This is a genomic window from Psychrobacillus sp. OK028, assembly GCF_900103605.1.
GTDB lineage: Bacteria > Bacillota > Bacilli > Bacillales_A > Planococcaceae > Psychrobacillus.
The window spans coordinates 17,990-44,666 of sequence record NZ_FNHY01000014.1; the positions used below are offsets into that span (position 1 = coordinate 17,990).

Sequence of the window (26,677 nt, forward strand, 5' to 3'; positions counted from 1 at the left end):
CTTTCCACGAAATTCTTCCAGCGCCAGTCGGGGCAGACATAGGCGCTTCCGCTTTTCTTCTCTGTCCAGACTCCAGGTGCCAGCCTCTCGAGTCGCTTCAGACATACGGTTAAGGCAAAGGACGCCTTTACCGTTTGTCTTCCAGCGCTTGTCGAGGCTAACGGGCACCTTCCGCTTTTCTTCTAGTGTACCATTTTTTCTTGGTATTTGGCTGCTTGGCGTGGTGTGAAGAGGGACCATTCTGGTACTACATGCTCTACTTGCATGAATATAACGGTTCGGTCGTCTCCTGGTAGTGAGTATGTTTCTTCTAATTTTTTTACAAAACGTTCTGCATTCATTGTAGGGTCCTGTAATATTTTTTGATAATATTGCTCTTGTTTTTCGACAGTGGTGTTTCCTGAGAATACTCCATCTGATAACATGACCAATACATCACCGTCTTTTAGTTCCATTTTTCTTGCTTCAATCGTGAAGGTTGGCAAGAAACCAAATGGAACATGCTTACTTTCAATTTTTCTCATTTCGTTGCCTCGAACTAAATAGGTCGACATACTTCCGGCTTTCCAAGACCAAAGCTCTCCTTTTTGCAAATCTATCAACGCTAGATCGACTGTTGCATAGCTGTCATTGTCGTTTTGTAGGCTCATCAAATAATGAAGTGTATGCATTGTTGTTTCTGGATCCATTTTTTTATTTAGACATTCCCTCATGAACTGCATGACACGTCTACTTTCTCTGTGTGCCTCTATATCATTACCCATGCCATCCGATAAAATAACCGCCATCAGCCCTGGATGTAGCGGGAACACTGCATGTGCGTCACCTGAGTAAATTGTGTTTTTACTAGAGGATGTATATACATCATGTGTTATTTGAAAACGAACGGACGATTTACAGGTCAATTGAATATGTTCATACGGATGATGGATTTCTTTCATTGCTGTAATTTCAAACGGTTCATTCCAAAGTTCATAAAATAGCGGAACGATTAAACGTTCTCCTACCATTTTTGCTCTTGCTTCAATAGGTAAGCAGCAGACAATTTCCATTTGCCCAATCTCTATATTCAATACATCTATTTGAAAGAAAGGTATATTCGCTTGCTGGAATTTTTGTTTAATGACCTCTTCATGAGATGAGTACGTAGTAATATTGTTTTCTAAGTTGCTCATCAGTTCGCTCATATGATTTCCCATATCCTTCAATTTGAGTGCGAACATCTTTTTTCCGTGCTGCAATTCATAAGTAAGCTGTTGTTTAGCCTCTTTTTCCTTCAACTCATGCATCACTTGAATTGGTTTTACACACTTATATTGAATTCTAGTCTCTGTTTGCATTCTGGATTTTTTAGGTTGCTCCTCCCATTCCTTTATCAGTACAGGCATGCCATTGGATTTCTCTCCCCAACACTTTTCATACTGAAAACAAGCACGACAAATAGGCAGTGGCTCTGTCTTATGGTCTTTTCTTAACGCTTTCGAATCAAACCTCTCGGATATAAACCGTGTAATAAAGTCTACAAAATGTTGGAATTCTTGAAGCTGATGATTTACTTTTTCCGTCATCCACTTTTGTCTCCTTAATAGGACACTTGTTGTATCAGGATATAATTGATCCTTCAATTCTTTAATCCAGGAAGACGGAACGATAAAAAATAATAAGGAAGCAATAACAAGAGAACCAATATACACAGAATCTAGAGGTAAAGTTCGATCATATAATATAAAGAAAAAGGTTGCACCTAGCATACTAAAGGCTTGCCATAGTCTACCAAAAGGCTTGTGCAATCCTGCCAAGAAGCCTGTTACAGCATATACTGCAATCATTCCACTAAAGCTGAGTTTAGATATACTCAGTATAGTTCCCGAAAGCACGGCGACAACCGTAGCAAGTTGGACTCCACCAATAGCAGCTGCCACGGCAATTACGAGATGCGCTGCCATAAGCGGAATCGAAACGTATCCAACTATATAAGAGGACATCCCAGTTAATACAAGTGCTCCTATTAGTAGTGCAGCCCCCATCCTTTCTCCCGTCCATCTTTTATGCAATAAGTCTGGGAATGGAAGGAATAACTGAAATAAAAAGATAGTCATAAACAAGCTTAAGACCCCTTCATATGCGATGGCCAGCCAAATGGAAACTGGTATCTCTCCGCCATATGAAACAAACTGCCATACAATCTGTATACATACAACGTCGATCAGTACAAATATAGGTAAAGGAATTTTATTGATAAATCTATTTTGATAGAACGGAAATAATAATGCTTGTACTGCATGAATAATAACTTGTCCAAACCCTAGCGTAAAACTTCCGCATATAGCACCTACAACCGCCCAGGGGACAAAGCGTTGAAACCGCAGATTAACCAGCGCCCAAAGAGGAAGAAAAAACGGAACCGAAGCTTCGAACAATACAACCTGTGCTAGAAAAAATGACAAAAGCAGAAAAACGAATGAAAAGAAAATAGTAATTCTTTTGGCCTTAAAACCTTCTCCGAGCTTTCTCAAAGATATATTACGTTTTTGTTCCTGTTCATAAACCGTCTTCAAAACGAATACCTCCTATTCAACTATTGATGGAAGTATACCGAGTATTGCTACAAAAAGTATGTCTGTTTCTGACATATACTTCAAATAACTTTTCGACGGCATCAGCTAATAAACTAAATAATAGGAATTTTTAAAACAAACTTTCTTTTGATATTTTTAAAATTTCTTTAAAGAGTTATTGACACTTTAGTAAAACGCTTGTAATATATAATTTGTTCGTAAAAAACGGCGGCCTAGCTCAGCTGGCTAGAGCGTACGGTTCATACCCGTGAGGTCGGGGGTTCGATCCCCTCGGCCGCCATATTTCACGGCCCCTTGGTCAAGCGGTTAAGACACCGCCCTTTCACGGCGGTAACACGGGTTCGAATCCCGTAGGGGTCATCTAATAAAAAGCAGTTCCTAAACAATAGGAACTGCTTTTTTATGTCAAAAAATAAACTATTTGTCGAAGTTATTACTCACTCAAAGCAGTATGGAATATAAATTATACGGATGATACTTGTTTCCTATGATGCTCATCATGCTCTAAAAAATCTGTGAAATAGCTACGAATAGAGGTTTCACTATTTCCAATGAGGAAAATCTTGTCCCATTCTATTTCATCTGTTTGCTGTAGCTTTTCAATAATATATTGTCGCTGTTTTTTTGCATAAGAAAGGGTTTCTTTAAATGTTTGTTCATGAGCAAGGGCTGCGGCTTTTGCATTAAACGTTTCGAAATCTGGAAACCCTTCAAGCTTTTCGCCTTCTTTCATATTGGGTAAACGTTGTTTTAAAGTAAATCGATCCCATTCCCCAAGATGCATTATTATTTCATTTGGTGACCATTTTCCTTCTGCATAAGAAGCTTTTGCTTTTGCTTCGTCTAATGTAGCTAAAGAATCTAACCAATTAATATATTCTCTATGTGCTTTCAGTAGTTCTTCTTTCGTCACTAGTTAAACCTCCGTTTACTTATCTAAAGATATTATGTTTAAACAAGTAGTCATAAGAAATATCTATAAACAAATACTCCCTGTCATTTAGCGGAATAGAGAATGTACGCATCATTTCTCCAGTAACAATGTCGCTATACATATCGGAAAACTCTCCACTCTGGTCATTGCGCATTTTGATAATCGTTTTTAAAAAGTACGGACGCCAACTCCAGTTTTTATTGACGGCATCTTCTTGCACATCCCATTTTTTGTCGACACGCATTATATTTGGAGATAGTTGAAATCCGTCTTCATCACAAATATATATACGGAATGAACAATCTTCTAATTCCTTAGCAAGCACTAATAATAGCTCTACACTGTCGCTAGTTGGATTTACATGTCCAATTGCTTTTTCTAACATATTCTGCAGTTTTTTAAACTCATTGTATTTTTCTTCAAGTAACCGCTTTTCTGTAGTAATAAACTGTTGGCACTTTTCTTTGAAATGATCTTTTAACAAATCTCTTGAAATTATATCTGTCTGAGCGTCTGCCAAATACTTCCCTTGATAATATCGTCCACCGTTTTTCCAAGCAAATTGAAGTTGGTGCACACTATCAATTCCTTCAAATAACATATTGGCACCTATTTTATGTGCTAGTGATCCTAAGGATGTAAATAAATCATTTTGAGCACTCCACGACTCATAGCTTAGTTTTTCAATATTTACCTTTAATATATTTGGTGACAGCATTTTTATATAATCTATATGACTTCCCGGACCTACTTGATTTATAGCTATTTTCATACCATATGTGCCATAATATCGAAGTATGTTACTAAGTTGACTAAAATCCCCTTTATAATCATGTTCTGAAAGGACTAGTACAATTCGCGAAAGCAAATCCTCAGGGACATATTCGTTGATAATCTCGAAGTAACTCTCCCCATAATCTAATATGAGTAAATTTGCATTGCATGGTAAGTATATATCGTAATCTTTCGCCTTATCCTTTAGCTCTGAGAGGGCCAAACGAAGAATTTTATGTTCGACTTCTAAACGATACTCTACCGGAATATCCTCATCATATGCAAAAGAATTTAAGTTAATAAGCTTTTCTCCAGCTACAAGCTTCCCTAAAACTTCGTAAGCTACTACAATATGTTCGTCCGCACTAAAAATCGGCTGATAATATGCTTTTACATGTTCTATATTCGTTAGTACATCCATTGCATCCATCAAATAACCTCCTCAAAATTTCAAAACATACGAATATTAGTATTTAAAATTTAGTTTACCTTATTTTAAGGATATGCTTAATCTCTTATTTTGTGTACAAAAAAAAGGTGTTAGCAAAACCCAACACCTTTTTATCTATATGACATTTTTTCTACTGATAAAACAGACAGCAAATTATCCTCTTTTGGCGCCTCTGCCACCGCGCTTAGATTCTGTAGCGCGCTTTAACGTAGACAAACGATCTTCACTATCTTTCAAGAATCTAGCCATTTTTTGCTCAAAATTCTCTTTGCTAGGACGATCGCGATCATTTGGGCGATTGTTATTTCTAGGACGCTGAGGACGTTCCGGTCTCTCTGGTCTTTCCGCTTGAGGCTTTGCTTTTCGAATAGATAATCCGATTTTGCCATCCGCTTCAACATTCATCACCTTAACTTCAACAACATCTCCAACCTTCAGATGCTCATTAATATCTTTTACATAATTGTCCGCCACTTCACTAATGTGAACAAGTCCTGTTGAGCCTCCCGGTAGTTCGACGAATGCTCCGAAATTTGTGATTCCTGTTACTTTACCTTCTACCTTGCTGCCTACTTCAATTGACATAAAAAAAATGCTCCTCCTTAAAATTTAAGCGACTCTTTAAAGAATTTGTATGATTTTATCTTTCAAACCCTTACCCTTATTATAGCTAACAAAAAAAGAGTGTCAATAAGACTACTCTTTTGCTCTTAGTTTTTTTTAATTATTTTTCCTCTTTTCCAGGTAAAGTGAAAATAATTTCACCTTCATCGGAAAGGAAATATTGCTTTCTTAATAGTTTGCCAATGTACTCATCGTCGTTCAGCTTTGATATTTGTACTTTAAGAATTTCTTGCTCTTCTTTCACTTGTTCAAGCTGTTGGGCCACTTGTTCTTTTTCAAGCTGTTTTTCTTCATATGCACTTTTACTGTTCAGCAAAGTAGATATTAAAAATCCCACTAGCGCTACAGATACAATAGCAAACAAAACTAACCGTCTCGCTAAACGAACCTTTTTTGCTTTGTTTCGATTTTCTTGGCGTTCGATAGAGCGAACATAATCAGTATTAATCGATGCAATTTGTTTCCTTACTGGTACGTTTCTTTGCTTCTCTCCCATTTTGCTCTCTCCTATCAAACTATTTCATTTTTTTCGTGTATTTTCTATTATAACGGAAGTTCGGCTTTTTCTGAAGTGCCAAATGCCACGTTTTTAGAAATAAAAAATGAAATGGTTTAAAAACAAAGGAGATAAGTTTCCAGATAAGATAAATAATTTTATTTACCACTAGCCAGATGAAGCGAATCATCCACCAAATTGGTTGGATAATCAAACGTAAAAAGATTCTACCAATTAGACGAAACACCGGTTGAAATAGCTGATCGTATAGGAGGATACCTACTATTTGTGCTAACGGGTCATAAATTCTCCATATGCCATCTCGTACTTCAAAAAGTATATAAAAAGTACCTATTCCAAGGGTGATCCATACAATGATTTCAAGAAAAACCCGATATTTATAAACGAGGGAACGCCTTGGGAAACTTCCCATAACAAAGCGCGTCCCTTCGATTATCGCTCCTACCAATACCCCACTAAAGACCATTAGTAACAGACTAAAGAATTGTAATGAGAGTGTCATCCGAATAATTTATGAAGTAATCCTCTAGCTCCGTCTAAACTTTGCTCTTCATCATATTGCATCGCTCGAACGATTCCTTCTAAAGTTAATAACCCTTTATCAACATCCAGATGGACAATTTTTAAGTCTTCTCCTTTGATGTGAAGTATACCTTGAGAAGTTCTCACATAAAATTCTTGTTGATCAAATTTTTCGATAGATTTTACAGATGTCAGGTCCATGCGCTTACGATTTCTAAGAGAAATCAAATGGTCCCCCGATGGAATTGTAATAGTTTGATTTTCTGCTTGATATTGCATATATACTCTCTCCTCTCCTTGTCCTAGTTTATTGTATGCGCATAAAAAAAAAGCATGACAACTACCATGCTTTTTTTCATAATTTATAAGAAACATTTAATTTTTAATTGGTATTTGTCTAGATTCCTGTGTTCCTGAATATTAAAGAACTAGAACTATTGAATAATACTACTGATTTCCTTTGCAGGTAGACGCTTTCCGAGAGCCTGTCCTCAGCCTCCTAACTACGAAAACATATGCTCCTACGGGTTACTCAGCTCACGCTATTGCCCGTTAATGCGGGACAAATGACATAAAATTACCGATAAAAGAAGAGACTGGTCGTGACGTCATTCACGACCAGTCTCTTTAAAAATTCTTTCGGTAATAATGTAGCAGCCTACCTGTCCAAAGCGCTTAGAAAACAATATGAAAAGGTTTTGACCTGAAAGGATCAGGCGTATTTATGCTCGTTTTTATTTTTAATCTTCATCATCAATAAATTCTGGATCTACTTTTTCTAATCTCTCTTCTTTAGTAATCGTGAACATTAATGAAGCCTCTTCTTTTTTCGCAGAGTCTCTAACCGCATCAACCGTTGCTGTTACTACTTTTTGACCAAATCTGATTGACAGTTCATCTCCGGCTTTCACGTCAGAGCTCGCCTTTGCTACTTTGCCATTTATGGTTATTCTACCTTGGTCAGCTACTTCTTTAGCTAATGTTCTACGCTTTATAAGTCTGGATACCTTTAAATATTTGTCTAATCTCATTTTGCCACTACCCCTCTAATTTTTTTGCATCTTTCCAAAATTGGTCTAGCTCCTCTAAAGTGTAATGAGAAAAGTCTCCTTTATCATCTTTTACACTTTGTTCTATAAATTGAAACCTACTTTTAAATTTCTTATTGGCCTGAATCATTGCCTGCTCCGGAGATAGCTGATAAAAACGTGCTAAATTTACAATAGTAAATAACACATCACCTAATTCATCTACTTGAGATTCCTTTGTACCTTCTGCTAATTCCGTCTTCCACTCAGCTAGTTCTTCTTCGAACTTTTCCCAAGCTCCAGATACGTCTGGCCAATCAAAACCAACTTTCGCAACTTTCTTTTGGTAATTAAAAGAAGTAAGTAGAGATGAATCTGCGCGCATTTCACCTTCTAATAAGGAATCCCCAGAATCTCTATTTTCTTCAGACTTTATTTGTTGCCAATTACGTAGAACGTCCTCTGTGCTATCTGCTTTTACACTACCGAATACATGAGGGTGTCTACGAATCATTTTGTCTGCAATAGAGTTTAATACATCTTCCATACTAAAGTATCCGTTATCTTCTCCTATTTGAGCATGTAGGAATACTTGTAACAGAACGTCTCCTAACTCTTCCACGATATGGTCATCATCTTCTTCGTCAATCGCTTGGAGAAGCTCATAGACCTCTTCTACGGCATATTTCTTTAAGGTTGTATGTGTTTGTTCCTTATCCCATGGACATCCATTAGGACCACGTAGATCCGCTACAATTTGACGAAGTGTTTGCCACTCTTTTAAGCGATTTTCTTTTTCATGAATCGGCGGAACGTATAGTGTAGTTAAATTATCTAACTTCATCACTCGGTCCAATTCGAATAGTGGTACCTTTGTTAAATTTTCTGCGGCGGATCCCGCAGCAGTGACAATTGTTACCTCATAATCATCTGGATATTTTTCCATAAGGGTTAACTTTACTTCAGATGCACTAAATGCATCATATACTTGGCCAATAAGCACATGCGCATTCATTTGAACTTCATCGCGTTTAAAGCTAGTACCGTCAAGTAATTGAAATCCTTCAATCGGGTCAATTCGTAAAGCACCAAAAATAGGATCTAAGAAACTTTGTCCACCTTCTATATGGATTTTAACTTGTCCTTGTCTGTCTGCTTCGATTAATAGTTGAACTGTTAGTTCGGCAACTAACGGATGCCCAGGTACTGCATATATAATCGACTGTTTCTTCGCCAAATCTAGAAGCTGTTTGACAATCTCTTCATAGACACCTTCGAATTGTTCATTATTCTCATACACGTCATCGAAACCTGTAAAGGTAAGTCCTTCTGCTTTTAATTCATCCAAAACAGGGTGCTGCTCTGTTCGAACGTATAAATACTTAGCTGCTTTCAACTTTTTATATATACCTAATGGCAGCTGATCTAAATCACCTGCTCCAAGGCCAATTATCGTAATTTCATTCATTATGCTCACAACCTTACTTTTCTTTATTTAACCAAAGCTGAAAAGTGGCCATCCTTCTACCAAACGGCAACAAAAACCACTCTTTCTCTGCTATTACACGTTTTTTTGCTATACTTACTAAAAAAATAGTAGCACCGAGCATAACCGCGGTTAGCGAAATTACAATCGATTGAATTCTACTAGAAAGTTGATCGAATAACACTGCATCTCCCAATATTACATAAGAAACCACGCATACTATCATCAAAATGGAGGCACTTATAATCCCTTTATAGAAAACTGCAGGAGCAAATTGGATATTCCAAGTCTTTTTAAAATAATAACACATCAACACATAGATAATTGCTAAACTCATATTTCCTGAGATAGCTGCACCTAATACCCCATAGGTAGGGACGAGTAAACTATTTAATAGCCACTTACACAAAACCCCGAGCAACAAGAATAGCGTAGGCACTTTCACCTTTCCACTGCCCTGTAGCATAGCCATTAACGTAAGGATTAAAGACATCCAGACGATTTGGAAAGAAAAAACCATTAGTGTCGTAGATTCTTCCTTTGTTTGAAATAGCATTTCATTCACATATGGAAGAACCACGATTAGTCCCATCGCTGCGGCAATTCCAAAGGTAAATGCTACACGATAGGTGAGTTGCATGAACGGCACTGCAGTTCTACCTGAACCTTTACTCATCCGATGTGCTACTAGCGGAACAATCGCCAAGGAAAGTGTAGAAGCTATAACAATTCCTAATTGAACGAGCGGTTGCCCTCGATCATAGACACCTTTTTTCTCCATTGCCTGCTGTCTCTCCATCCCACTTTCTATAAGCGTTTGGAAGACTGTAAACGAATCGACCAGTTGAAAAAGTAGGAACAATAGAGCACTTATACTAGCACTTATACTTATCATTGTTAAACTCTTTACTATTGGCCACACAGCTATATCTTGTTGGATTTCCCCTGTCTTTGACCGCTTCATGGATTTCCAATAAATAAAGGATAGCAGTAGGACGCCAGCAAGTTCTCCTGCCACTGCACCATACATAGCCATACTTCCTGCCTTATACAGATCAAAACTAGTAGAAACGATAAGCCATGTACCAAATAGGATGACAAAAACTCGAACTGTCTGCTCCACGACCTGTGCATAGGCGACTGGCTGCATCCGACCATCCGATTGAAAATCTCCCTTTAATACAGCAAGCATTGGCATCAATAATATGACGAATGAACCAGCTTTTAATAGCTGAGCAAGATTTGCATCTCCCATTGCTTTTGCTAAGAATCCAGCACCCATAAACAATAAAATAAAAAATAAAATAGAAATAAATCCAATATAATAAAAAGCAATTTGCTTTATCCTTGGAATTGCATAATCTTTTCCAAGTGCTTTATAATCCGATAAAACTTTAGACAAAGCTACGGCAAAGCCAAACGAAGTCCAAGTAGTAATAATACCAATGAACGGATATACCTGTTGGTAAATATAAAATCCTTCATCTCCGACCAAATTTTGAAATGGCACACGGTACACAGCACTAAGTAGCTTAACGATAATAGCGGCGACCGTCAGCATAGCTGCACCTTTCATATAAGTTTTCATATTCCACTCATTCGCCATAACCAATCCTACTCCCATTATACGATAGGAATATTATACCGAAGAAATGCGCAAGGCGCCCGTTTAGTTGTGAAAAGCGCTGGAAGGATTTCAGGGAAAGGCGTACTTTGCCTTTACTGAAATCCTGAAGCGACTCGAACAACTGCCGCCTGAAGTCTGGACAATACCAGAAATGCGGAAGCGCCTATGTTAGCCCCGAAAAGCGTTGGAAGAATTAGGGTAAAGCATTGTGAAGAGCCACGCAAAAAACGACCGGTCCTTTAAGATCAAAACCTGTTTCTATCGTTTTCGAAGGGCTTTGGACAGACGTTTAGTTATATGATTACGGAGTGAATTTTTAGGGATGCTGGTTGGTTATGACATCCGTCACAACCAACCAGCATCCCTAATTTTCGGTAATCTTATGGAGTTTGCTTATCCGTCCCCCTTCAACAACTTTTAGAAACAGATAGGGGCATTTTGGGATAACTAGAGAAAAGTACTTTCCTAATAATATAGGATGCTCTCAAAGATACAATTTCGTTCGATATTCCGTTTCTTTATATAGTGAACACTTACTATTTCTTTTTATTCCCGTAGCAGAAAAAAATCTACTAATTTTAGTATTTCTTCATTAAAGAATAAATAATACTACTTCTAGTTCAAAAGTGGACTTTTACCAACCTATACTTTATCTAATCTCATCATCTTAGGTGATAAGCTATGCCTAATCTATTTAAGGAGAACTACACATTTAATTGATTGTAGTGAAAGGTGGCGACTTCAGCGGGATGCGTGAGACAAATGAGCTATCACATCGGCGCGCACGCGACGGTGATATCTCATCACTCACCCAGGGAAACGCGTCCACCTGTAACGGAAATCAATAGTATTTTTTATTTATTCTTCTAGACAATACTTGAAATGTGAAGTTGCCCGTTTAATGTGAAATCTCTGAAAAAGAAATGCAGAAAGAAACCAATAATTATTTTTACTTGCTCTCATCTCTGGATCTGATAATTTTGCCAAAGAAAACCCCGAAAACTTTACTATTCGTAAAATTTTCGGGGTTATCGTTTTGAAAGGAAGTTTTGTTCCAATCTCTTTTCAACTTTCCATTTGTTTTGCCAGAAAATTTGCTGCAGTTTCAATTGCCTTTAGTTCAGATTCTCCAATAAAGTGCACCTTCGAAATGATGAATACAGCTCCGATTGGATCTCCTGAAGCAATAATAGGTGCTATACAATAGGATTTTACTGTTTCAACTACTCCTGGAATCCATTCAACCGAATTTTCATGTTTTTCCATTACAATGGAGCGCTGACCAATCATGTCTTCAACACCTGGGCTTAGTCTACGATTCAAGTAATCCTTCTTTGAAAGTCCTGCTGCTGCAATCATTTCATCACGGTCACTTATTAACACTGGGGTTCCTAAAGTCTCGTACAAAGTATCCGCATATTCCTTTGCAAAATCTCCAAGCTCACTAATAGGTGAATATTTTTTTAAGATTACTTCTCCTTCTCTATCCGTAAAAATTTCCAATGGATCTCCTTCTCGGATTCGAAGGGTTCGACGTATTTCTTTCGGAATTACCACTCTACCTAAATCATCAATACGACGTACGATGCCTGTTGCTTTCATGTAATATGCCTCACTTTCGACAGATTGGAAATTAAATTTCATTTCTGCCATAGTATGCATCATATTACCAAAAAATATGCAAAGAGCTATTTGACGTCTGCTATTTCTTTTTTAGATTCGGGCAATAATCTCATCATCTCTTCTAATACATCAAATGGATCAAATTTTCCTGTTTTACGTTCATCAATTGTCAGTACTAGACTGCCGTTGTCCATATTAAAGCCAACTGCACGTCCGTATTTCATAGATTCTTCTACAAGCTTTGCTCCATTAATAGCCTTTGTACCTTCTGCACTTAAAGTAATCGAAATTATTTTATTTGTTTCCTTAATAGACACTACACCTACCGCAATTCCCCAAATTTTCATACGTGCAATACGTAGCAATTTTTCCGCTTCGAGAGGTATATCTCCAAATCGGTCCTGTAATTCATCTATGAGATCGAAATACTCCTCTTCTTTATCCATCGCTTTGACACGTTTGTACATTTGAATCTTTTGATAGCCATCGGGAATATATTCATCTGAAATATAGGCATCCGTGGATAACGCAATCTCTATTTCTGGCAAATCCTCTTTTTTAATACCAGTACGTTTTTCCGCAATTGCATCTTCCAGCATTTGCGTATAAAGATCAAATCCGACTGAGTCTATAAATCCATGCTGCTGCGAGCCTAATAAGTTACCTGCACCTCGAATAGACAGGTCGCGCATTGCAATTTTGAAACCCGAACCAAGCTCTGTAAATTCTTTTACTGCCTGCAATCGTTTTTCTGCCACATCTGTTAACACCTTGTCTCGTTGATGCATTAAGTAAGCGTAAGCAACACGATTGGACCTCCCTACACGACCTCGTAATTGATACAATTGTGAAAGTCCCATTTTATCAGCATCTTGAATAATAAGTGTATTAACGTTAGGAATATCAATACCTGTTTCAATAATAGTCGTAGTAACTAAAACGTCGTATTCACCTTCTATAAAGCTGATAATAATTGACTCTAGTTCTGTTTCAGTCATTTGTCCATGCGCAAATCCAACTCTTGCAGTTGGAACTAGCATTTGAATCTCATCCACTTTCCTCGTAATATCTTCTACTCGATTGTATAAATAAAACGCCTGTCCTCCACGTGCTAACTCCCTTTCAATTGCTTCACGGACAAGTGCACCATTTTGTTCCATCACATAAGTCTGAACTGGAAAACGGTTTTTAGGAGGAGTTTCAATAACAGATAGATCACGTACCCCAATCATCGACATATGTAATGTTCGAGGTATAGGAGTAGCGGTTAACGTCATAACATCCACATTTGTCTTTAACTGCTTGATCCGTTCTTTATGTTTTACTCCAAATCGTTGTTCCTCATCTACAACTAAAAGGCCTAAATCGTGGTACTCCACATCTTTAGATAGAATTCTATGTGTACCTACTACTACATCAACTAATCCTTTTTTCAGCCCATTAATCGTTTCCATCTGTTGTTTTTTGTTGCGGAAACGACTTAGGAGACCCACTTCAATTGGAAAGTCTTGAAAGCGGTCTAGCATAGTTTCATAATGCTGTTGAGCCAATATAGTTGTCGGACAGAGAAAGGCAACTTGCTTTCCTTCCATGACAGCTTTAAATGCTGCTCGTATTGCTACTTCTGTTTTACCGTAACCTACATCCCCACAGACAAGACGATCCATTGGTCGAGGTTTTTCCATATCTTTTTTCACTTCTAGAATAGTACGTAGTTGATCCTCGGTTTCCTCATAAGGAAATGCTGCTTCAAAGGACTGCTGCATCTCACTATCAGGTTCAAATGCATATCCGACTTCTGCTTCTCGTTTGGCATATAGCTTTATTAACTCATCTGCAATGTCTTGAACTGCAGCTGAAACCTTTGTTTTAGTTTTCTTCCAATCTGCTCCGCCCAACTTGTGAAGCTTTGGATCTTTTTCCCCAGACGCAACATATTTTTGAATTAGATCTATTTGATCGACGGGAACGAATAATTTATCCTCCCCACGATAACGAATATGAAGATAGTCTTTATGAATTCCATTAACAAGCAATGTTTCAATGCCAATATATTTCCCAATACCATGATGTATATGTACAACATTATCTCCTGGTTTTATCTCGGAGTAACTTTTAATACGCTCAGCATTCGTTACCTTTTGAGCTCTCGCTTTTTTCTTATGCTTTTGTTTAAACAGCTCAGAGTCGTTAATTACTGCAATTCTTTGTAGTGGAAGTTCAAAACCAGCTTCTAAATCTCCTTCTATGATATAAACGCCAGGTGATTTCATATCTTCCTCGGAAGCACCAATTTGTGTAGAAATCTCGTAGTCTTCTAGCACTGCATGTATTTTTTGAACACGATCTTTGCCATCAGCAAGTATAAATAAGCGGAATTTCCCTTGCGTAAATCGCTCTATTTCATTTTTCAATAAATGCATTTGCCCATGGAAGTTTTGCATTGGTTTACAAGAAAAACTAATATTTTTTTTAATCGTAATTCCAGAAAAAGTTCGAGAAAACAGAGAAAAGTATAATTTTTCGTTAGAAAACATTTGAATTATTTCCTTTAGTTGAAAAGAAGGTTTTACACGGTGTACCGTTTTTCCTTCTTCTAACAAAGAAAGAATCCAATCATTTTCTTCTCTCTCTAGTGTCTCTGTCACTTCTTGAATTCTTCCAAGCTCGTCAAATAAAACCATTCCATTTTCATTGAAATAGTTTCCTAAAAAACTATTATTCTCTTCCAGTAATGATACATATTTCATATACTCTTTTGGTTGCTCACCTTGCTTTAACAACTCGATATCTTGTTGGATATTTTGATAGAAAAGATCTTTTACTTCTGGGATTTTAACTTTTTCCAAGCTTTCTGCCAATGCCTCTTCTAGTTTATGAGCTAGCAGAAGCTTTTTCTCTTCAGTCAGTACATATTCCGTAGCTGGTAGAATCCTTATATCTTTTCTTTTTTCTAACGAACGCTGATCTTCTGCTGAAAATGTACGGATAGAATCCACTTCTGTATCAAATAATTCGATACGAATAGGATTTTCCAAATAGAGTGGATAGATATCGATAATTCCACCTCGTAAAGCAAACTCTCCTGGAGCAGTAACCATAGGCTGACGAACATATCCCATATTCACTAATCTTTGCAAAAAGGAATCTAAACTAATTTCTTCACCTTCTGAGATAGACATGCTACTAGCTTGCCAGTCTTTCTTGGTAGGCATATGCTTTTTAAGACCTGCAATAGGAACAATATACACACCATTATCATGCGTTAACATATGGTCTAGCGCTTCTAGTCTTTGCGCACGAAGTTCTGGACTTGTAATAGATATATCAGCTGCGATCAGCTCGTCTGCAGGATATAAACGCACGAGGTCCTCACCGATTAGTTTTACTAAATCCTCTGTAAGTTTTTGAGCATGGAGTAGGTTAGGCGTTACGATTAATATAGCTCTCTGTCGATTTTTATATAGCATATTGGTGAATACCGCTCTAGCACTAGAAGTAAGGCCAGTTATTAACTGTTGGTCCTTCCCACTCTCTAACTCTTTTACTAACTTTTGTATTTGTATATCTTCGATTAATAAATTATTTAAAGCTTCCATCTGTGTACCCCCTATCTAAACAGAAAAAGGCTTTGTGCACGAAATCGTGCCAAAGCATCTACTGTATCCATTTTTTTAACGCATAGTAATTAGGAAACGTTTGAAGGGAATTCTGACATTCTTCACAAATACACTGCACCGTGTAATCTCCCTCTGCTCCATTTACAATATATATATGTTGTTCTTCTTGCGTGAGCTCATGTTTTTGTAGAAACTGGTCATCTATGCTATCGAATGGCAACTGCCCAATTTCTGTTTCACAATGGCGACATTTATAACGAATCGGCATGGCCATTAAAACCTCCTTTTTAGGAAGTATAGACCTTTTGTTCACTTTTTATGCACCGTTATATGTATTCATTACATCTAGAAATTTTTTAGTTAACCAATCTTCGCAAGCGTCTGCACTATTCTTCACGGCTTGAATTATATCTATTTTTTCATCCTCACTAAATTTAGAGAGCACGTAATCCGGTACCTTCATGCCATTTTTAGGACGATCCACACCAATTCGGATTCGATTAAATTCCTGTGAACCCAAGTGCTGGATAATTGATTTAATGCCATTATGCCCACCTGCACTACCTTTTTGGCGTAGCCGTAATTTTCCAACCTGTAAGTCTAAGTCATCATAAATAACGACTATTTCATCGTCATTTACTTCGTAGTAATCCATTATAGGTATAACACATTCACCCGAAAGATTCATATAGGTTAACGGCTTCAACAGCATAACTTTTTCAGTGCCAATAAGTCCAATGCCATACATTCCATTAAATTTAGACTGTGTAAGCGGTATTTTTAATCGCTTAGAGAGTTCATCGATGACATGGAACCCAATATTATGGCGTGTAGCTTCATATTGTTTTCCAGGATTTCCGAGACCAACAATAATTTTCATCATATTCCATTCCTTTAAACCATGTTTTTATTAATTTTACCATATTAAAACAAAAGAGGTTGCCTTTGGACGACAACCTCTTTTGTTTTGTTATTCTTCTGTTTTTGTTTCTTCAGATTCTGTCTCGGATTCTGATTCAGTATCCTCAGTTTCTTCTTCCACTCGAGGTGCTGATACAGTAACCAAAGTAAAGTCATCTTCATTCGTTATTGGATAATCTACTTTATCTCTAACATCTGCAACAGTCAATGTATCTCCAATAGCCATGGCAGACACATCAATATCAATACTTTCCGGAATATTGGAAGGTTTCACTGTAATAGTAACTTCACGATTTGGCTGTTGAAGCATACCACCCTCTGAAACACCAACCGAATCTCCAGTTACATTAATCGCAACACTTACTTCTAACTCTTCTTTCATATTGATCGCTAAAAAGTCTGCATGAATCATTTGGCCTTTTAGAATATTCATCTGGTAATCACTCAACACGACGTTTACGGATTTACCATCAACATCAAGCTTCATAACACCATTACGACCAACTTCTCGAAGTGTTTTTGTAAAATCCTTTTCGTTGATAGCAATAGACTGAGATTCTGTTTCAAAACCATATACAACCGCAGGGATAAACCCGCTATTTCGAAGTTTTGCGTTCTCTTTTTTATTACGTTTTTGTGTTTTTACTACTGTACTCATAATGTTCTCCATCCTCCCGAAGTGCGTTCTATAACTAGAAATACCCATCTTCAGCAGGATTCAAACATTTATAGATCAATCAAATAATGTGCTAACTGATTTCTCTTCAAAAACTCTTACAATTGCATCACCTAATAATTTTGCAACTGACAATTCTTTAATCTTAGGCGACATTTTATCATCCGCTAATTGAATAGAGTTTGTAATTACTAACTCTTTAATAACAGAGTTATCAATACGTTCAATTGCTGGACCCGATAATACCGGGTGCGTACAGCATGCATAGACTTCTTTTGCACCACTTTCCACCAATGCCGCCGCTGCGATAGAGATTGTTCCAGCTGTATCAATAATATCATCGATTAAAATAGCTGTTTTTCCTTCTACATTCCCTACAATATTCATAACCTCAGCCACATTTGGACGTGGACGACGTTTATCGATAATAGCGATTGGCGCTTTTAAGCGATCTGCCATTTTACGAGCACGAGTTACCCCACCATGGTCAGGAGAAACAATTACCAATTCTGCTGGATCAAAGTTTTTACCTAAGAAGTAGTCAGATAAAATTGGAGCTGCTACTAAGTGATCTATCGGAATATTAAAGAATCCTTGAATTTGTGGTGCATGTAGATCAAGTACAATCGCACGTGTTGCACCTGCAGTTGTTAATAGATCTGCTACAAGTTTAGCTGTGATTGGCTCACGAGCACGTGCTTTTCTGTCTTGACGTGCATATCCGTAATAAGGGATTACAACACTAATTGTACGAGCTGAGGCACGTTTTAGTGCATCAAGCATTATTAATAATTCCATAAGATGTTCGTTTACAGGACCTGAAGTTGATTGAACGATGAATACATCGCAGCCACGAATACTTTCTTCGATATTGATCTGTACTTCACCATCACTAAATCTAGTAACTGTACTTTTACCTAGAGGAACTCCTACTTCTTTTGCGATTTCTTCAGCTAATTCCTTATTTGAATTTAGCGTGAAAATTTTCAACTTCGAATTTGCATATTGTTCTGGCATGATAATCCTCCTGGATATTGGGTTATTTTAAATTTAATTTGTTCACGTAGCCATCTTTGTTCTCTTGTCTTGCTCTTCCAATTGCAAGTGCTTCACCGGGTACATCCTTTGTAATGGTTGACCCAGCAGCCACATAAGCTTTTTTGCCAATGGTTACTGGTGCTATTAAGTTAGAATTACAACCAACAAACGCATCATCTTCAATCGTTGTAACAAATTTGTTTTTTCCATCATAATTCACTGTAATTGTTCCACAACCAACATTGACGTTTGTTCCAATTGAAGCGTCACCCATATAGCTTAAATGAGAGATCTTACTACCATTGCCTACTGTGGATTTTTTCACTTCTACAAAGTTACCTATTTTCACATCGTTTCCAACATCGGATTGAGGTCGAATATGTGCAAACGGACCAATAGACGTATGGTCTCCAACTTCACTGGACAATACAACAGACGAGTGTATAGTTGTTTCATCACCAATAACACTAGATACAATGTGACTATTCGGTCCAATTGTACAATTCATGCCAATGGTTGTTTTTCCTTCAATGATTACTCCAGGTTGAATTACTGTATCTGCTCCAATAACAGCTTCACTGCTGATGTATGTATTTCTAGGATCGATGATAGTGACGCCTTCACGCATATGATGCTGAGCAATACGTAAACGCATAGTCTCTTCTGCTTGTGATAGAGCAATGCGATCGTTCACACCTAAAATCTCTTCGAATTCCCTTGCTGCATAAGCTGAAATAATCTCGTTTTCTTTTTGTAAAATTTCAATGACATCTGGCAAATAATACTCACCTTGTGCATTATTATTATTCACTAACTTTAATGATCTAAATAGCGCTTCGTTATCAAAGCAATATGTCCCGGAGTTAATCTCACGGACAAGTTGCTCCTCTGTAGAAGCATCTTTTTGTTCTACAATACTTTTAACACTACCGTCCTCAGAACGAATAACTCTACCGTAACCAGTTGGATCTTCTGCAATCGCAGTTAAAATAGTTGCTTTTGCTCCCGTTGCGTTATGGTGTTCTAACAAATCATTCATTGTTTTTGGAGTAATAAGTGGCGTGTCTCCACAGATAACAATAGTTGTTCCAGTTAAGTCTTTTAGTACTTCCTCAGCCTGTAAAACTGCATGAGCTGTTCCTAACTGTTCTTCCTGAAGGGCATATTCACTTCTCGTCCCTAGTCCACGCTGCACTTCTTCGGCACCATGTCCTACGATTGTAACGATTTTTTCTACGCCAAGCTGTTCCATGTTTGTTATAACATGTTCTACCATCGGCTTGCCACATACAGGATGTAATACTTTATATAAACTAGACTTCATACGTGTACCTTTACCGGCTGCTAATACGACAGCATATGTATTTGTCATTTTTCAAGTTCCCTCCAGTGGGCTAATTTACTCTTTTGACTATAGCCGAAATGAAGCAAGATTTCAAGGAAATATCTCTTGACAAATACATGACAAACCAAGTAATATAGTTGAATTTCTTAAATAATCGGCGAATTTATTAAAGTTCAAGGAAAATAACAAAAAACCATCTCCTATAAAGAAATGGTTTTTACCTTTTTTTATGCTGTTGGTTCTCCAATTTTATCTTCAAGCTCACTACTTAAATGATAAGCATAAAGGATTGCATCCTGAATCTTTGTTCGCGTTCCAACGTTAATCGGATGAGCAATATCTCTAAATTCACCTTCTGTCGTTCTTTTGCTAGGCATCGCTACAAACAACCCATTGTTTCCGTCTATTACTCGAATATCATGCACAACAAACTCGTTGTCCAACGTTATAGAAGCGATTGCTCGCATACGACCATCAGTAACTACTTTACGTAACCTTACGTCTGTTATTTCCATTCTATTAACACCCCTTTTCATAGTTGCTTTATCTCTATCTATTTGTTATTCCACAAAAACTTCTAAAATCCTTCTCTTAAACAATAATATTTTCAATATTTTAAACAATCTTTATTAACTACTAAAAATCATAAGCTATTATGGAACAAAAAAAGGAGTTCTCCGAAGAAAACACCCTTCTATCTATTTTACACGACTGCAATTACTTCGATTTCTACCTTTACATCCTTTGGTAATCTAGCAACTTCTACCGCAGAGCGAGCCGGTTTATGACCACCAAAATGCTTGTCGTAGGCTTCGTTAAATTCAGCAAAATCATTCATATCTTTTAAAAAGACTAATGTTTTTACAACTTGCGATAAAGACGAGCCTGCTTCTTCCAGTACTGCCTCTAGGTTAGCAAAAACCTGTGCAGTCTGTTCTGTAATAGAGCCTTCCACTACTTCTCCCGCAGGAGTTAAGGGGATTTGACCTGAACTGTAAAACATTCCATTTACAATCATACCTTGCACGTATGGTCCGATTGCTGCTGGTGCATTAGTTGTTGATACTGCTTTCATCTAATTTGCCACCTTTCTCAAAGTAATTTCCTTGTGTTAAAGCAATTGTACCATCTTTTTCATTGACCTCGTGAAGCTTTACTAAAGATAAATAATCTTTCACCAATTGCTCTCCTTGATGCTCTGCCTCCACTAGCACAGCAATTCCTGCTAACTCACAATTGAATTCCTCTAATAGACTCTTCATCCCATTAATGGTTCCTCCGACTTTCATGAAGTCATCCGTGATTAAAACACGCTGCCCTTTTTCCATACTTCTTTTCGAAAGAACCATCGTCTGAATACGTCGTGCAGAACCCGATACATAGTTTATACTTACTGTCGGGCCTTCCGTTACTTTACTGTCTCTCCGTACAATGACCACGGGAACATTTAAATGTCTCGCTATTGCATGTGCGATTGGTATACCTTTAGTAGCAACCGTCATAATGGCATCAATTTTTGCATCTGCAAATGCAGATGCGAATACTTTACCAATTTTGTTCATCAATGATGGATTTCCTAGTAGATCCGTCATATACAAATAGCCACCAGGTAACAATCTTTCTACTTTAGAGAGCTGTGCCATCAATTCTTCTGCTATTACTAAGACATCCTCTTGTGTCATGGTCGGGATGAACTTGACCCCTCCCGCTGCTCCTGGAACAGTTACAAGTAAACCTTTGCCTCTTGCTTCAAATGTTTCTTTAACAATGGTTAAATCCTCACTTATGGAAGATTTAGCAGATTGATATAAAGAAGCAAAGAATGTTAAAGGGATTAATTTATGTGGATGCTCCATAAGATATTGTGTCATATCTACAAGCCGTTCACTTCTTTTCCATTTCATACTTTCACCTCCAAAGACGAATGTTTTATAGAAAACTTAACACAAACATCCGGATTTAAGCAAGTGGTTCCCGATCCCCCATTAAACGAACTGCATAAACCTCATCGCAGAATCCACGTAAACCATTGTATATTCTTTGGACTCTTGTCTCGTGATCGACTATTCCAAACACAGTTGGACCACTTCCGCTCATCAATACAGCGTCCGCTCCGAATTTTTTCATCTGATCTTTTAAACCAGCAACCTCAGGATACAGTTTGAGTGTTACATCCTCCAACACATTACCAACAGAAGCGCACATTAGTTCAAAGTCTTTCTGTTGAATAGATTCGATCATTTGTGCAGTATTTGGATGCTTTATTTCATTTACTTTTAGGTTACCGTATATATCGGCAGTAGATACGCCGAGTGTCGGCTTAGCAAGGATGATCCAACAATTAGCCGGAGAAGGAAGTTCTTGTATCTTCTCTCCTCTACCTGTTGCCAATGCAGTTCCTCCATATACACAAAACGCCACGTCGGAACCAATTTTCGTACCTATTTCAGCAAGTTCATCCAAGGTAAGTCCTAACTCCCAGATAATATTTAATCCTTTTAATGTGGCCGCTGCGTCACTACTACCACCAGCAAGTCCAGCTGCTACGGGAATATTCTTTTCGATAGTAATAGAAACTCCCTTTTCCACTCGGTAGGTATCTTTTAGAATCTTTGCAGCTTGATATGCTAAATTCCGATGATCATTTGGAACAAAGCGGTCCACAGATAATATATGTATTGCTCCATCTTCTCTTACTTCTAATCCAATACGGTCCGCTAAATCTACTGTTGTCATGATCATTTCGACTTCGTGGTAACCGTCTGGACGCTTATGTAGGACATCTAGTGTCAGGTTTATCTTAGCAGGTGCTTTTACGTAATACATTGATCTGCTCCTTTCCTCCAATATGTTGTCCCCTATTTTACCACAGTGCACAAGGAATGCGGAAGTGTGATTCAGCTTCCCTATTTAGTAAAAAAACAAAGCTTATTTCCAGTCTATGTTACTGTTCTTTGAGACTACTTTTTCTATCATCCCTAGCATCACATAGATATTTAGAAAAGCGCAAGTAATCTTAAGGTCAAAATTGTTTTCGGCTGGCTTCGGACAGGTTTATCTCGTTGCTCTCCTTCCACTTTAGGAACTAGGTTAATACAGTTTTGGGAAGAAGAGAAGAAGCATCCGAAGATACAATTTCAGGTTGCACCTCTTTTTTTTATTGAATAACACTCACTATTTCTCTATACTCCACTTCTATACCTAGAATAAAGAAAACCGAGCAAAAGATATGCCCGGTCCTTTTTATCCTTAGTGTTCACGAGGTATTTTATCTTTTAAAAAAAAGGCGGATTGCTCCGCCTTTTCTATTTGCTAGTTGTTCTTTAGTTTTGTCTCTCGTGAGCATTACTACTTTGACTATTACGGTACAAGCTCAGCTTATTTACTTTGGTGATTTCATTTGCTGTTCAGCCATTTCAATTGCTCGTTTTACCATATTACCTGCATCACGTGATTTAATTCCTCCCCAGCCCTCGGTTTTGACTACATCATAAAATCCAAGATCTTTGGCTATCTCTTCTTTTAATTCTTTAGACATTATACCTTTTCTAGACATAGGTGAATCCTCCTTTGGAACAACTAGCTTTTATAGTATGTCCGCAAAACAAAAGAAAACCCCTTTTCCATTTAATAAAATAGAAAAGAGGTTTTTAAAAAATAAAAATAAAAAAATAAAAGTTCTAAAAAATCATTTTACAACTATTAAATTATTTGCTTCGTCAAAAATAGTGATTTCTACTGCTTCGGTCAAAACATCTGCATAACTATAAGATACACGTTCAAAAGAGTTTTCATCTTGATCCAAATCGATAACAAATACTGCATGATATGTCTCTCTAAGTACACCAGCACGCTCAATTGTTTTCTTACGTCCTCCGTTTGCTTTTAATTGCAAACGTTTGCCTAAATGATGATCTAATGACTTCTTAATATCAGCTAAAGTTTTTGGCATTTCGCATACACCTCACTGATTACTATCATACCATCGTTTTTAATTTTTGTCAAACAAAATATTTTAACAATCATCCTATATAGTTGTCAACGTTTTTATTTTCCAGCCATACTGAATTTTTTATAAATATTACTTATTTTGTAACAAGTATGATTAATGAAACTCCTCGTATAGTTCATTGGATAGTTTTCCAAACTCTTCAATACTTAAAGTTTCACCACGTCTTGTTGGATCTACACCTATTTTTTCTAAAGCTTGAATGATAAGATCCTTCTTTGCTTTTCCGTTTGGTAGGGATGATTGTAGATTATTAATAATCGTTTTTCTGCGTTGAACAAAAGAACCACGAGAAACTTTAAATAAGAATTCCTCATCAATCACTTCAATTGGTGGTACTTCACGACGAGTAAGCTTAATAACTGCTGAATCTACATTTGGTTGTGGCATAAATACCGCTTTAGGAACGATCATCGCTATTTCCGCTTCCATATAGTACTGAATAGCTATAGACAAAGATCCATACGCTTTCGTTCCTGGTATTGCAGTGATTCGATCTGCAACCTCTTTTTGCATCATGACAACCATCCCACGAATAGGAAGACGATCCATTAATAGTTTCAACAATATTGGAGTCGTTACATAGTAAGGTAAATTAGCAACAACCATAACATCCTTATAGTTCTGCAGCTGATTAGCAAATATTTGTTGCACATTAGCTTCTAAAATATCAGCATGAATAATTTCTACATTATCATATGGCGATAACGTATCCGCTAATACTGGCAACAGTCTTTGGTCAATTTCAAAGGCAACAACTTTACCTGCAGTTCTTGCTAAATGCTCCGTTAATGCCCCAATACCCGGTCCAATTTCAATTGCAGCAGAATCCTTTGTGAGATCAGCGTGACTTACAATATTACGTAAGATATTCGGGTCAATTAAAAAATTTTGGCCTAAGCTTTTTTTGAATGAGAACCCATACTTCTTTAATATCTCTTGTGTTCTAATTGGTGTTGCTATATCTTTTTGCATATATTATTTTTCCTCCATATTGAGTTGTGCAATCGCTTCTTCGACTTGCTGTTGGCTAATTTGAAAAATGGATAGTCTTTTTTGTAGCTGTTTTCCATTAGTGTATCCAATTTTCAATATTTCACCTAATCGGCTTCTTCTTGCTTTCGAATTGGGATGACCTATTAATTGTCCATCCACTAATATTGATAGTGGTATTTCAGAAAACGTTTCTTTATCCAATTTTGGGGTATAAACATTAGAAAGAGCAGCGCGAATATCTTCGTCCTTTGCGTGCTCAATCCCTAAGCCTTTTCCGTTTTTGGCAATTGTTTTTTCTTTCGACAAAAATGCGTGTTTCACACCTGGAACCTGTTCTTCGATAATAGCACGGATACGTCTTCCGGGATAATCTGGATCAGTAAAAACAATAACTCCACGTTTATCCTGCGCATGCTGAATTTTCATCAGTGTTTCTTTAGATATGGCTGAACCATTCGTTTCAATAGTATCTGCTTCTACAGAACGTTTTATGGCTGTTGTATCATCTTTTCCTTCAACAACTATTATTTCTTTTATTTGCAACCAGTTTTCCTCTTTTCTGTCTATCTGCTATTTCTATCATAACGCAAAAAAGCTCTCCCAATCAACGAAAGGGAAAGCTATATAATTAGTTCAGTACTTTCACACGTACTTTTTTGCGTCCAAAGTCATATGCCTGCGATTTAGAAGGCACGAATAAATCAATTTTGTTCCCCTTGATAGCACCACCAGTATCGCCAGCTACCGCATAACCATAGCCCTCTACCCATACTTTTGAGCCCAGTGGAATAACACTAGGATCAACTGCTATAACTTTCAAATTAGGATTAGATTTTAAGTCTATGCCAGTCGCCGTTACGCCAGAACATCCATTACAGTAAGCAGTGTATGCTGTTGCCGTAACATAAAATTCTTTTCCGCCTGTTGGAGCTGCTGAAGAATTTGTTCCGCGCGAAACACTAGCAGTCACGACTTTCGTTCCAACTGCCACAATTTTTTCGGTTGGTTTTTTTACTGTCTTCTCGCTCACCATATTACGAGATACTTCTTTACCATTTTCTTTAACTACTTCATAAGTACGTGAAACTGTACCATTTTCACCGTTTTGTACTACTTTTTCTTTCCCTTTTAGTAGCGAGTCATCTTTTTTCGTTTCTACAGCAAATTTTGTTTCTTCCTCAACTACATCGGTGACCTTTTCTACTCGCACTACTTGTATTTCAGAATTCGGGATTACTAACCCATCCATTTTCTGTTCTACTCGGTCGAATTCACTCAATTGAATGTTATATTGTTTTAAAAAGTCAGCGACCGTAGTCGAAGTGGACCATAGCTTCTTCTCTTCTACACCATCTAAAAGCGTTACTTCAAATGCTTTTTCAATAGTAATTTTGTTTTCGGGTCCTACCTCTGCATTTGCAGCAGGTGTTATAGCATCATGTTCAGTAACTGATACATTTGCCTTTGCCAGTATTTCTGAAACTAAGTCATCAGTAGTTGAAAGTGTTTGAACTTCTCCATCTACTGTGATTTCTATTTGTCTTGCCTGCTCCCACTCAATCGTTAAATTATTTTCGATAGAAGTGTTCACTGAGGGATGTAAAAAGTCTTCATTAGCTACTACTATTTGATGATCATCTAATAATTCGCCAACTGTATTTGCATGCGTTAATATTTCTTGTTGTTCACCGTTAACTGTTAAAGCAACAGTTTTCTTTGTTCCTTCGAATAAAACGAAAGAAACCACTGCAAGAAACAATAGTAAAGAAACAACATTTACTAAGGTTTGCTTGCTCCTCAATGAATGAAAGAACAGGTTTTTCATGGAATTATTTGACATGAAAAACGCCTCCTTGTTCACTGAAGTGATTATATAGAGTCCTCAAGAGCTTGTCAACCATTTAGGT

Annotated in this window: 26 protein-coding genes and 2 tRNA genes; 2 read left to right on the forward strand and 26 right to left on the reverse strand. The window is 37.3% G+C overall.

Going from position 1 to position 26,677, the window contains the following annotated elements:
• Positions 1-182: 182 nt before the first annotated feature.
• Positions 183-2,558: a SpoIIE family protein phosphatase gene (locus BLR36_RS17835; RefSeq protein ID WP_093063090.1), complete on the reverse strand. Its 2,376-nt coding sequence runs from the start codon at positions 2,556-2,558 to the stop codon at positions 183-185.
• 227 nt (positions 2,559-2,785) lie between these two features.
• On the opposite strand from BLR36_RS17835, the gene BLR36_RS17840 reads away from it, so the two are divergent.
• Positions 2,786-2,859, forward strand: a tRNA-Met gene (locus tag BLR36_RS17840).
• 8 nt (positions 2,860-2,867) lie between these two features.
• Positions 2,868-2,939, forward strand: a tRNA-Glu gene (locus BLR36_RS17845).
• Between the two features lie 103 nt (positions 2,940-3,042).
• On the opposite strand, the gene BLR36_RS17850 is transcribed toward BLR36_RS17845, so the two are convergent.
• From BLR36_RS17850 to BLR36_RS17970, 25 genes are all read right to left on the reverse strand, one after another.
• Positions 3,043-3,492 (reverse strand): DinB family protein, encoded by a 450-nt coding sequence (locus BLR36_RS17850; RefSeq protein WP_093063091.1) that lies wholly within the window; start codon positions 3,490-3,492, stop codon positions 3,043-3,045.
• 19 nt (positions 3,493-3,511) lie between these two features.
• A complete protein-coding gene (locus BLR36_RS17855) occupies positions 3,512-4,717 on the reverse strand; it encodes an EAL domain-containing protein (RefSeq protein ID WP_093063092.1) in 1,206 nt (401 codons plus the stop codon).
• 174 nt (positions 4,718-4,891) lie between these two features.
• The gene (locus BLR36_RS17860) at positions 4,892-5,323 is read right to left on the reverse strand and encodes a S1 domain-containing RNA-binding protein (RefSeq protein ID WP_090570830.1); all 432 of its coding nucleotides are present in this window, start codon (positions 5,321-5,323) and stop codon (positions 4,892-4,894) included.
• A 139-nt stretch (positions 5,324-5,462) separates the two neighbouring features.
• Positions 5,463-5,858 (reverse strand): FtsB family cell division protein, encoded by a 396-nt coding sequence (locus BLR36_RS17865; protein ID WP_093063093.1) that lies wholly within the window; start codon positions 5,856-5,858, stop codon positions 5,463-5,465.
• 19 nt (positions 5,859-5,877) lie between these two features.
• Positions 5,878-6,381, reverse strand: coding sequence for a spore cortex biosynthesis protein YabQ (gene yabQ, locus BLR36_RS19275; RefSeq protein WP_093063094.1), 504 nt, complete (start codon positions 6,379-6,381; stop codon positions 5,878-5,880).
• The gene (yabP, locus tag BLR36_RS17875; protein ID WP_093063095.1) at positions 6,378-6,680 is read right to left on the reverse strand and encodes a sporulation protein YabP; all 303 of its coding nucleotides are present in this window, start codon (positions 6,678-6,680) and stop codon (positions 6,378-6,380) included. The genes yabQ and yabP overlap by 4 nt, the downstream gene beginning before the upstream one ends.
• A 461-nt stretch (positions 6,681-7,141) precedes the next feature.
• Positions 7,142-7,432 (reverse strand): RNA-binding S4 domain-containing protein, encoded by a 291-nt coding sequence (locus BLR36_RS17880; RefSeq protein ID WP_093063096.1) that lies wholly within the window; start codon positions 7,430-7,432, stop codon positions 7,142-7,144.
• 7 nt (positions 7,433-7,439) lie between these two features.
• Entirely contained in the window at positions 7,440-8,897 is a 1,458-nt protein-coding gene (gene mazG, locus BLR36_RS17885) for a bifunctional methyltransferase/pyrophosphohydrolase YabN (RefSeq protein WP_093063097.1), read from the reverse strand.
• Between the two features lie 13 nt (positions 8,898-8,910).
• A complete protein-coding gene (locus BLR36_RS17890; protein ID WP_093063098.1) occupies positions 8,911-10,521 on the reverse strand; it encodes a putative polysaccharide biosynthesis protein in 1,611 nt (536 codons plus the stop codon).
• A gap of 1,086 nt (positions 10,522-11,607) precedes the next feature.
• Positions 11,608-12,144 (reverse strand): stage V sporulation protein T, encoded by a 537-nt coding sequence (gene spoVT / locus BLR36_RS17895; protein ID WP_093063125.1) that lies wholly within the window; start codon positions 12,142-12,144, stop codon positions 11,608-11,610.
• A gap of 86 nt (positions 12,145-12,230) precedes the next feature.
• On the reverse strand, positions 12,231-15,764 hold the full coding sequence (mfd, locus tag BLR36_RS17900; RefSeq protein ID WP_093063099.1) for a transcription-repair coupling factor: 3,534 nt from the start codon (positions 15,762-15,764) through the stop codon (positions 12,231-12,233).
• Positions 15,765-15,822: 58 nt separating this feature from the next.
• Complete coding sequence (locus BLR36_RS17905) at positions 15,823-16,059, reverse strand: anti-sigma-F factor Fin (RefSeq protein WP_254771449.1); 237 nt, start codon at positions 16,057-16,059, stop codon at positions 15,823-15,825.
• 42 nt (positions 16,060-16,101) lie between these two features.
• Positions 16,102-16,665, reverse strand: a complete 564-nt coding sequence (gene pth / locus BLR36_RS17910; RefSeq protein WP_093063100.1) for an aminoacyl-tRNA hydrolase — start codon at positions 16,663-16,665, stop codon at positions 16,102-16,104.
• A 90-nt stretch (positions 16,666-16,755) separates the two neighbouring features.
• Positions 16,756-17,364 (reverse strand): 50S ribosomal protein L25/general stress protein Ctc, encoded by a 609-nt coding sequence (locus BLR36_RS17915; RefSeq protein ID WP_093063101.1) that lies wholly within the window; start codon positions 17,362-17,364, stop codon positions 16,756-16,758.
• A gap of 75 nt (positions 17,365-17,439) precedes the next feature.
• On the reverse strand, positions 17,440-18,399 hold the full coding sequence (locus BLR36_RS17920; RefSeq protein ID WP_093063102.1) for a ribose-phosphate diphosphokinase: 960 nt from the start codon (positions 18,397-18,399) through the stop codon (positions 17,440-17,442).
• 22 nt (positions 18,400-18,421) lie between these two features.
• Positions 18,422-19,792: a bifunctional UDP-N-acetylglucosamine diphosphorylase/glucosamine-1-phosphate N-acetyltransferase GlmU gene (gene glmU / locus BLR36_RS17925; RefSeq protein WP_093063103.1), complete on the reverse strand. Its 1,371-nt coding sequence runs from the start codon at positions 19,790-19,792 to the stop codon at positions 18,422-18,424.
• 200 nt (positions 19,793-19,992) lie between these two features.
• Complete coding sequence (gene spoVG / locus BLR36_RS17930; RefSeq protein WP_093063104.1) at positions 19,993-20,280, reverse strand: septation regulator SpoVG; 288 nt, start codon at positions 20,278-20,280, stop codon at positions 19,993-19,995.
• A gap of 188 nt (positions 20,281-20,468) precedes the next feature.
• Complete coding sequence (locus BLR36_RS17935) at positions 20,469-20,840, reverse strand: RidA family protein (protein WP_093063105.1); 372 nt, start codon at positions 20,838-20,840, stop codon at positions 20,469-20,471.
• On the reverse strand, positions 20,818-21,669 hold the full coding sequence (gene purR, locus BLR36_RS17940) for a pur operon repressor (RefSeq protein ID WP_093063106.1): 852 nt from the start codon (positions 21,667-21,669) through the stop codon (positions 20,818-20,820). Before purR ends, BLR36_RS17935 begins: the two co-directional genes overlap by 23 nt.
• Before the next feature lie 55 nt (positions 21,670-21,724).
• Positions 21,725-22,591, reverse strand: coding sequence for a 4-(cytidine 5'-diphospho)-2-C-methyl-D-erythritol kinase (gene ispE, locus BLR36_RS17945; RefSeq protein WP_093063107.1), 867 nt, complete (start codon positions 22,589-22,591; stop codon positions 21,725-21,727).
• A 556-nt stretch (positions 22,592-23,147) separates the two neighbouring features.
• Positions 23,148-23,321 carry a small, acid-soluble spore protein, alpha/beta type gene (locus BLR36_RS17950; protein WP_093063108.1) on the reverse strand — a complete coding sequence of 58 codons (174 nt, stop codon included), beginning with the start codon at positions 23,319-23,321 and terminating at the stop codon, positions 23,148-23,150.
• Between the two features lie 132 nt (positions 23,322-23,453).
• Positions 23,454-23,717, reverse strand: a complete 264-nt coding sequence (gene veg / locus BLR36_RS17955; RefSeq protein ID WP_090570777.1) for a biofilm formation stimulator Veg — start codon at positions 23,715-23,717, stop codon at positions 23,454-23,456.
• Between the two features lie 153 nt (positions 23,718-23,870).
• The gene (gene rsmA / locus BLR36_RS17960; protein ID WP_093063109.1) at positions 23,871-24,749 is read right to left on the reverse strand and encodes a 16S rRNA (adenine(1518)-N(6)/adenine(1519)-N(6))-dimethyltransferase RsmA; all 879 of its coding nucleotides are present in this window, start codon (positions 24,747-24,749) and stop codon (positions 23,871-23,873) included.
• A gap of 3 nt (positions 24,750-24,752) precedes the next feature.
• Complete coding sequence (rnmV, locus tag BLR36_RS17965) at positions 24,753-25,313, reverse strand: ribonuclease M5 (protein WP_093063110.1); 561 nt, start codon at positions 25,311-25,313, stop codon at positions 24,753-24,755.
• Between the two features lie 85 nt (positions 25,314-25,398).
• Positions 25,399-26,610: a G5 and 3D domain-containing protein gene (locus tag BLR36_RS17970; RefSeq protein ID WP_093063111.1), complete on the reverse strand. Its 1,212-nt coding sequence runs from the start codon at positions 26,608-26,610 to the stop codon at positions 25,399-25,401.
• Between the last annotated feature and the right edge of the window lie 67 nt (positions 26,611-26,677).

Excerpts from the sequence above, each read along its gene's own strand:
- spoVT (WP_093063125.1), bottom strand. The coding sequence starts at position 12,144 with ATGAAAGCAACAGGCATCGTACGTCGTATTGATGATTTAGGTAGAGTG.
- BLR36_RS17915 (WP_093063101.1), bottom strand. The coding sequence starts at position 17,364 with ATGAGTACAGTAGTAAAAACACAAAAACGTAATAAAAAAGAGAACGCA.
- yabQ (WP_093063094.1), bottom strand. The coding sequence starts at position 6,381 with ATGACACTCTCATTACAATTCTTTAGTCTGTTACTAATGGTCTTTAGT.
- BLR36_RS17865 (WP_093063093.1), bottom strand. The coding sequence starts at position 5,858 with ATGGGAGAGAAGCAAAGAAACGTACCAGTAAGGAAACAAATTGCATCG.
- mazG (WP_093063097.1), bottom strand. The coding sequence starts at position 8,897 with ATGAATGAAATTACGATAATTGGCCTTGGAGCAGGTGATTTAGATCAG.
- BLR36_RS17935 (WP_093063105.1), bottom strand. The coding sequence starts at position 20,840 with ATGAAAGCAGTATCAACAACTAATGCACCAGCAGCAATCGGACCATAC.
- BLR36_RS17905 (WP_254771449.1), bottom strand. The coding sequence starts at position 16,059 with ATGGCCATGCCGATTCGTTATAAATGTCGCCATTGTGAAACAGAAATT.
- ispE (WP_093063107.1), bottom strand. The coding sequence starts at position 22,591 with ATGTATTACGTAAAAGCACCTGCTAAGATAAACCTGACACTAGATGTC.
- BLR36_RS17890 (WP_093063098.1), bottom strand. The coding sequence starts at position 10,521 with ATGGCGAATGAGTGGAATATGAAAACTTATATGAAAGGTGCAGCTATG.
- BLR36_RS17855 (WP_093063092.1), bottom strand. The coding sequence starts at position 4,717 with ATGGATGCAATGGATGTACTAACGAATATAGAACATGTAAAAGCATAT.
- BLR36_RS17880 (WP_093063096.1), bottom strand. The coding sequence starts at position 7,432 with ATGAGATTAGACAAATATTTAAAGGTATCCAGACTTATAAAGCGTAGA.
- purR (WP_093063106.1), bottom strand. The coding sequence starts at position 21,669 with ATGAAATGGAAAAGAAGTGAACGGCTTGTAGATATGACACAATATCTT.
- yabP (WP_093063095.1), bottom strand. The coding sequence starts at position 6,680 with ATGCAATATCAAGCAGAAAATCAAACTATTACAATTCCATCGGGGGAC.
- rsmA (WP_093063109.1), bottom strand. The coding sequence starts at position 24,749 with ATGCAAAAAGATATAGCAACACCAATTAGAACACAAGAGATATTAAAG.
- BLR36_RS17950 (WP_093063108.1), bottom strand. The coding sequence starts at position 23,321 with ATGTCTAGAAAAGGTATAATGTCTAAAGAATTAAAAGAAGAGATAGCC.
- BLR36_RS17920 (WP_093063102.1), bottom strand. The coding sequence starts at position 18,399 with ATGCCAGAACAATATGCAAATTCGAAGTTGAAAATTTTCACGCTAAAT.
- mfd (WP_093063099.1), bottom strand. The coding sequence starts at position 15,764 with ATGGAAGCTTTAAATAATTTATTAATCGAAGATATACAAATACAAAAG.
- pth (WP_093063100.1), bottom strand. The coding sequence starts at position 16,665 with ATGAAAATTATTGTTGGTCTCGGAAATCCTGGAAAACAATATGAAGCT.
- veg (WP_090570777.1), bottom strand. The coding sequence starts at position 23,717 with ATGCCAAAAACTTTAGCTGATATTAAGAAGTCATTAGATCATCATTTA.
- glmU (WP_093063103.1), bottom strand. The coding sequence starts at position 19,792 with ATGACAAATACATATGCTGTCGTATTAGCAGCCGGTAAAGGTACACGT.
- BLR36_RS17860 (WP_090570830.1), bottom strand. The coding sequence starts at position 5,323 with ATGTCAATTGAAGTAGGCAGCAAGGTAGAAGGTAAAGTAACAGGAATC.
- BLR36_RS17970 (WP_093063111.1), bottom strand. The coding sequence starts at position 26,610 with ATGTCAAATAATTCCATGAAAAACCTGTTCTTTCATTCATTGAGGAGC.
- spoVG (WP_093063104.1), bottom strand. The coding sequence starts at position 20,280 with ATGGAAATAACAGACGTAAGGTTACGTAAAGTAGTTACTGATGGTCGT.